The 7,316-nt window shown below is 47.7% G+C and carries 4 protein-coding genes; 1 reads left to right on the top strand and 3 read right to left on the bottom strand.

Features of this window, described 5'->3' with window-relative positions; translation table 11 throughout:
• Positions 1 to 2,945, top strand: a 2,945-nt coding sequence (locus tag BUF15_RS28080; RefSeq protein ID WP_200802383.1) for a cadherin-like domain-containing protein, incomplete at its 5' end; no start/stop codon positions are given.
• A 110-nt stretch (positions 2,946 to 3,055) separates the two neighbouring features.
• Here the strand turns inward: BUF15_RS28080 and BUF15_RS13435 are convergent.
• Genes BUF15_RS13435 through BUF15_RS13425 form a run of 3 tightly spaced genes read right to left on the bottom strand, consistent with a single transcriptional unit; the run spans position 3,056 to position 7,196 of the window.
• Positions 3,056 to 3,652, bottom strand: coding sequence for a response regulator transcription factor (locus tag BUF15_RS13435; RefSeq protein ID WP_073614005.1), 597 nt, complete (start codon positions 3,650 to 3,652; stop codon positions 3,056 to 3,058).
• Complete coding sequence (locus BUF15_RS13430) at positions 3,652 to 5,046, bottom strand: HlyD family type I secretion periplasmic adaptor subunit (protein ID WP_234981174.1); 1,395 nt, start codon at positions 5,044 to 5,046, stop codon at positions 3,652 to 3,654. The genes BUF15_RS13435 and BUF15_RS13430 overlap by 1 nt, the downstream gene beginning before the upstream one ends.
• Entirely contained in the window at positions 5,043 to 7,196 is a 2,154-nt protein-coding gene (locus BUF15_RS13425; protein WP_073614004.1) for a type I secretion system permease/ATPase, read from the bottom strand. Before BUF15_RS13425 ends, BUF15_RS13430 begins: the two co-directional genes overlap by 4 nt.
• Positions 7,197 to 7,316 lie beyond the last annotated feature (120 nt).

The following is a 7,316-nucleotide window of genomic DNA, read 5'->3' as shown; positions in this document are numbered from 1 at the left end:
ACGATGGCACGGTCACCTTCACCCCAGGTGAGCACTTTAACGGCGAGGCTAATTTCACCTACACGGTGACCGACGGGGAACTGACCTCGAACGTGGCGACCGTGACGGTTGACGTTGACGCCGTAAACGATGCGCCCATCATTAGCCAGATAGACGGTTCCACAGTCTCAGAAGAAGGTCTTGATAACGCAAATCGTGACAATGACGGTGATCCAACTGACGTTACCAACTCAACCGTATTTACTGGTACATACAGTGTATCAGATGCCGATGGTGATGTTTGGGATGCGACATTCACAAATAACTACCCTACTGGCCTTACATCTGGTGATGTTGCGCTTGTTTATGAAAGAACAAATGATGGTCATACCTTGACCGGTTTTGCAGGTAGTGGTGGTGAAGCTATTATTCAAGTGGATATTGTCAACGACGGCACCTACAAAGTTACGTTGCTCGGTCCACTTGATCATCCTGTTGGCGGCAAAGAGAATCTCCTCAGTTTTGATGTAGATATTAGCGTTGATGATCTCAACGGAGGAATTAATACCGGTTCTATACCCATTACAGTTGAGGATGACAGTCCACTCAGCGGTGATATCTATCAGTCTGTAGTGATTCCTCCCCAGAATACCAACCTGATGTTTATTATAGACACTTCAGGGAGTATGGATCGAAGTTCTGAGAATGGCGAATACAATGGACCAGGGCTTACTCGAATGGAATTGTTGCTGGATTCAGTTGCGAATGTCATCAACAAGTATGATGCGTTTGGTGATGTCAAAATCCAGATTGTAACATTCTCTTCCGGATCAGATTCTAACTATCGGGATGAATGGATGACTGTGGATGAAGCTCTTAAGTTTATCGGAGAAGATGGCAGTCATAAACCGGATGCACTATTGACTCCAGAGGGGAGCACCGACTACGACCTTGCTGTGAGAACTGCAAAAAGCGGTTTTGAACAAGCTGGAAAAATAGTTGATTCTGAAGGATTGCCAGTAACCAATGTGTCATACTTTTTGTCCGATGGGCAGCCTACGACAGGTGGGGCAAATGGCGGTTCATTAGGAATCATTGGTGATGAGGTTACTCTGTGGACATCCTTCCTTGAAGGAAAGCATATTGATTCCTATGCTGTTGGCTTTGGCAGCGGATTGGATCAAAGAGATCGAGGATTCCTTGATCCTCTGGCTTATGACGGTATGAACAAGACTGAGCGGGATGGTGTTATCGTTGAAGACGCATCGACTTTGAGTGATACACTTTTGTCCACTATCGATCAGCCGGTTATGGGATCCATTTTAGGAAACGTCGAAAGCAATGGACTGGGAGCCGATGACGGCGATATCCTGAGTATAACAATTGATGGCGTCAAGTATGAGTGGAATGGTTCGCAAATAACTCCTGATAATGGTGGGAAGGCTACTGCTGGTAGTGAAATTACGATCCCGACCGGACAAAATGGTGTATTGACGATCGATTTTGCTACTGGAGAGTATAAATATTTGCCCGATTCAAACATGCAACTTGATACTGCCTATCGGGAGGTGTTTAATTTTGTCGTTGAGGATAACGATGGTGATAAAGGTACTGGCACCGTAACGCTCAATATTGGCCGTGGCATCGATAGTGACAATGATGGAGTTATCGATGCTGTCGATATTGATGATGATAATGATGGAATCGTAGATCTAAATGAAGGTGCATTTGTCGATTCTGATGTGACGATACATACAGAGCCTATGAGTATCGCAGGTAAGGGTGGTACCACAACCCAGAATATCAATCTCTCAGGATATGGTATTAACGTCGGTGATTATATTACTATATCTGATCTTTATGCGAGAGGAGACGCTGATGGAGGAGTTGACAATTTTGAATTTTTTAATTTAACAATCAATGGAACATCTGTTACGGGTTTGCAAACCCCCTCCCAGGGTCCAAGCAATTTGCCAGATCGCCTACATCACATATTGCGATTTGCTCCTCTAGTTGTGCAGGTTCAGTCAGATAGTAACGGTGACCCGGTACTCACGATTGTGGGGCAAACTGGCTCTGAAGTAAAAAGTCAAGGTATAGAATATCGTTTTGATATTACACACTCAATTTCAACCTTTGAGCTTACGGCAGATACCGACCATGATGGTATCATGAACATCCTTGATACGGACAGTGATAATGACGGTATTCCCGACAATGTTGAAGCCCAGGACAATAGCACCCATGTCGCACCAAGCGGAATTGACGCAGACCATGATGGCCTTGATGACGCCTATGCGCCTGACGGACTGAAGCCGCTTACTACTGGCAATGCAGGACCTGCTGATTTCTTGAATACTGACAGTAATGAAGATGGCGTGCAAGATGGAAAAGCCGATCCGACAAATGGTGATGACCGATTGGTTGGCGGAGATGGATCTGACACTCTAGAAGGGCAGGATGGTAATGACTTTCTGTTTGGCCAAGCGGGTGACGATACTCTCCATGGTGGTGAAGGCGATGACGTCATCGATGGTGGCGCTGGCCGTGATTCCATCTATGGTGATGTGGGAGATGATACGATTTTCTTTGATAGTAACGATGCTCATATCGACGGTGGTTCTGGAACGGATACACTGCTGATCTCTGATGCAATTCTCGATTTCAGTAGTATTGCAGATATTACTATTAAGAATATTGAAAGGCTGGATCTCAATGCTCCTGAGGCGCAAGAGGTCAAACTTACTCTTGATGATGTCCTTGATATGTCCGGGACAACCGGAACAACTCATGTGTTGGAAGTGGCAGGTGGGGAGGGTGATAAGGTCACCTTCGATACAACGGGTTGGAGCAATGATGGTAATGGCTTATTCTCCAAAGCTGCTGACACTGTGCAGATCGTCTCTGATGATAGTGATGCGAACAGGGTTCAGATATTTACTGATGATGGTACAGAGATTGGCTAACCAGCCAGCACGATAACCAAAAAGCAAAGATCCGTACCGGCGTCGTGCTGGTACGGATCTTTTTTTAAAGAAATTTTGTTCGGTCAGAAGATATGCAGCAATGCAGTTGTTTACCGGCTCCCCTTCAACCTCAACCCCAATTCCAACCGATTTCGCAATCCAGTTTTCTCGTAAATAGAGCTTAAATGCGCTTTAACCGTGCGCAGACTCACAAAAATCGTATCAGCAATCTGCTGGTTCGACATGCCTTGAGCCACATAGCGGGCTACCTCCTGTTCTCGTTCACTTAAGCCACTCAGAATAGTGTCATCCTGGTGAAGAGTACGATCAGTGCCGACTGCTGTCAGGATCAGTTGGGTAATAATGGCAGGAGGAAGCCAAATCTGTCCCTCTTTCACACTTCCTATAGCCTGGGCTAAGTTGTCCACACGCATCTGGCGATTACCATACCCTTTCACGCCGCGCTGGACTAATCCAACACATTCCTCGAAAGTTGGGATTGCGGTAAGGACGATGACGGGCAATGGAATATTTTTGACTTCTGGTATTGTAGTATATGGCAAATCGACAATAACCACTTCGCGTTTCTGAAAGGTGTCTTCTTTCACTAGACTGATATCTGCGAAGAAAAGTACACCCTTGTCACCAAAGAGTGAGACGAGTTTTTCTTTCAGCTTGTCGTCCTGGCTACAGCATACTATTGCCATTATCTTTCCCGTAATGCGTTGTATTTTGCTCTGAGTATTGGCTTCATGATGTATTGCATCACCGTTTTCTTGCCGGTGATTATATCGACCTGGGCTGTCATACCGATAATGATGTTTTTCTTGTTGTCTTCAGTCCCAAGATAATTTTTGTCACATTTCACCCGAACGAGATAAAATTCTTCCCCTTTTTCATCAGTGATGGTGTCAGCACTGATTAGGGTGACCTCCCCATCAAGGCCGCCATATATGGCAAAGTCGTAGGCGGTGAATTTCAATATCGCTTTCTGGCCGGGGTAGATAAAGGCAATGTCAGAGGGTTTGATTTTTGTCTCGACCAGCACGTTTTTATCGATCGGCACAATCTCTAAGATATCCATGCCCGGTTTAACGACTCCACCGACGGTATTGATCAAAAGTTGTTTTACTGTACCATCAACCGGGGAGCGGACACTTGTTCTGGTTACCCGGTCTTCGATTGCCACCTGGGTAAAGGTAAGCCTGTCAATTTCGGCCATGGCAGCATTGAGTTCTTCCAAGGCCTCTGCTTTTCGTGTTTCTTCTAATTCTTTTATCTTCTGTTCTGCTTCGATAATCTGCAGATTCAGTTTTTCGATTTTCTTGATGGTGCGATTTATTTCCTGCTTCTTTTCCAGATCCCGCTGCTCCAGCTGTAAAAATTCGAGTTCGGAGATAAGGTTTTTTTTCAGTAAAGGGCGGCTGAGCTGCATCTCCCTGTTGATCATGTCCTGGCTGGTTTTGAACGACTTGAGATCCTGCTCTGCATCCACCAGCTCGACTTTTCGCTGTTGTAGCTGCTGTTGCAATACAGATTGCTGATTCTCATACTGTCGGAGCTGGGTGGCAAAAAGACGTTTCTCATTTTCCATCAGGCGCGCCATATTCTGGTCGCCTTCAAGCTCTACGAGCGTATCGGTGATGCCTGCCTCGGCCCGAAGTCGGCTGGACTTGGCGCGCAGTTCATTAATCTTGCTGGCGCTTTCGCTATACGAGCTGCCGATGCCGGTATCGTCTATGGTGACAAGCAAATCTCCCGCATGGACGAACTGTCCCTCGACGACATGAATTTCCTTGATAATTCCACCCTCCAGATTCTGGACCACCTGTATCTGTTGTGAGGGGATGGTACGGCCTATGCCTTTGGTGCGCTCATCCAGCTCGGCAAAATATGCCCAGATGACAGCAGCAACGATCACCAGGCAGATCACATAGAGAAGGACATTGAGGCGGGATGAGCTGCCGGCAAGCATTGCACCGCTCAGGCTGTTCATGAACTCGACATCTCTCTTGCTGTACTTGCCACTGTATCGTGATTGGCCGTCACCTATTTGCTCCTCTCGAGAAGGGGAGGCCGGGCCTTGGTTTTCTGCACTCACAGGCTCTTTCCTCCAAGCTTTGCGAGAATTTCATCTTTGGGACCATCCATCACCAAGGTGCCGTCGTCCATGACCAGCAACCGATCGACAATCGCCAGAATAGAAGGCTTGTGCGTAATAATGATGGTTGTTTTGCCCTTTGTGGCCTCGTTGAGGTTGTTGATCACCTTGATTTCGGTGTTGTAATCCATGGCGTTGGTCGGCTCATCGAGAAGCACAATCGGGCTCTCGCTGATGAAAGCCCTGGCCAGGGCAATGGACTGACGCTGTCCCCCGGAAATATTTCGGCCCCGCTCGCCAACCTGCAGATCCATCCCAAGTGGATGTCGATCTGTCAGGGCATTTACCACACCAAAATTTGCGGCTTTCACAATTTCGGCGTCGGTTGCGTGGGGCGATTTAAGGGTAATGTTGTCCCGGACGGTACCGGAGAAAAGGGTTACTTCCTGGGGAACAAAATGGACATTTTGTCGTAAGTCCACCGGGTCGATTTGCTTGATGTCGAGGCCATCAATAAAAACAGAACCACTTTCGGCGTCAAAAAAACCCATCAATAGGTTGCTGAGGGTCGACTTGCCTGAGCCGACCGCGCCGATTATGCCCACCCGTTCGCCGGGCTTTATTCTGAAGCTGATATTTTTTAAGGCCTGTTTCTGCTCATCAGGATAGGTGAAGCTGACGTTTTTCAGCTCAATGTCACCCTTGAATTCCGGGCGCCGGATAAACCGTTTACCGTCCGGGCGCTCCTCTTGTTTGGCCATCAGCTCATTCAAGGAGTGGAGAGCCGTCTTCATCTGCTGGTAGTTGGTGAGAAGGGTTGCGGCCTGGGTCCAGGGTGCGATGGTACGGGTCGCCAGTATATTGACTGCGATCAGGCCACCCATTGTCAATTCACCGTTTTTAATGAGGTAGACGCCGGCAACGATGACCAGCACAGAGCAGAGTTGTGTTAAAAAAGACGAAAGAGTGGAGAGCGAACTGAACCTGATTCTCGACCCCAGGCTTTTGGAGGCAATGTCACCGGTGGACTCTTCCCAGTGCCACTGCACGGTGCTACTGGCATTGAACGCCTTCACTGTTTCGAGGTTGGACAGGGACTCAACCAGAATGGAGTTGCGCCGCCCTATCGCCTGATGGGTGCTGTCGACGATCTTCTGAATGGAATTCTTCATCGGTACGGTGATGATAAAAAGCACGAAAACGACGGTCAGGGGCAGCAGGACGAGAACCGGGTGGATGGTGTAGATCACAACAAGAAAAATCACCGAGAACGGGAGTTCGATAAAGGCAGTGAGGGCTGTTGATGCAAAAAAGGAGCGAACTCCGTCAAAGTCCCGGATGTTGCTGGCGAAGGCACCGACCGAACGGGGACGCTCCACCATTTTCAGATTCATGGAGTGTTGGAAGAGCATAGATGAGAGAATGATATCGCTCTTCTTGGCGGCTTGTTCCAGGAGAATCGTTCTGAGAAATTTTAACGTCAGATCAAAGATGTATATCAGGCCGATGCCAATGGCCAGTACCCACAGGGTGTCAATGGCGTTATGCGGTATAACCCGGTCATAGACATTCATGGTGAAAAGAGGACCGGCGATTACAAAGACATTGATGAACAGGGTGGCGATAATCACCCGAATGTAGATATCTTTGAACCTGTACAGGGTGCCGAAAAACCAGTTCTTGTTGTCCTGCTTGATACTTTCGGTGATCAGATTTTCCCGGCCAAAACCCTGATATTGCTTCTTGAGAAAGAACACATATCCGAGATACTCCTCTTCCAGCTTGTCCAGTTCGATCTCAATGGGAGTGTCATCGACTGTCGGCATAATAATGACGGCACGCCTCTCTTCTGGTGAAATTTTCGTCAGCACACAGGCATTGTCATTTTTCAGCAGGAGGATGACGGGGAGCACCACGGCAGGAATGGAATCAAGGGGTCTTTGCTGCAGATTGGAGTTGAACCCAGCCCGGCTGGCTGCTCTGGAAAAGTTTGATTTTGATCCATGTATACTGAATAACCTCTTTTTCTCCTCCGCCGGATTGAACGGCAGACCTTCAACCAGGGATTCCGCCGATGCGGGTCTGTTATCGATTTTGGTCAGTGCCACCAGGCATAACAAGAGAGGGTCATATTGTAAATTATCAACCATGTACTATCCCGATCTGTAAAAGAGGCCTGCTCAAGCCAGGTAGAGTCAGAAGGCTGAGCGCCGACACCATTGTCCTCTGTTCCCCTGTGACGAAAAGGCTAAATTGGTAATCATTGGTTT

The sequence above is a fragment of the Desulfopila aestuarii DSM 18488 genome (genome assembly GCF_900143695.1).
Classification (GTDB): Bacteria; Desulfobacterota; Desulfobulbia; order Desulfobulbales; family Desulfocapsaceae; genus Desulfopila; species Desulfopila aestuarii.
This window is presented reverse-complemented; position numbering and strand designations above follow the sequence as displayed.

Bases quoted from the DNA above. Each gene is read 5' to 3' on its own strand.
- BUF15_RS13425 (WP_073614004.1), bottom strand. From the start codon at position 7,196: ATGGTTGATAATTTACAATATGACCCTCTCTTGTTATGCCTGGTGGCA.
- BUF15_RS13435 (WP_073614005.1), bottom strand. From the start codon at position 3,652: ATGGCAATAGTATGCTGTAGCCAGGACGACAAGCTGAAAGAAAAACTC.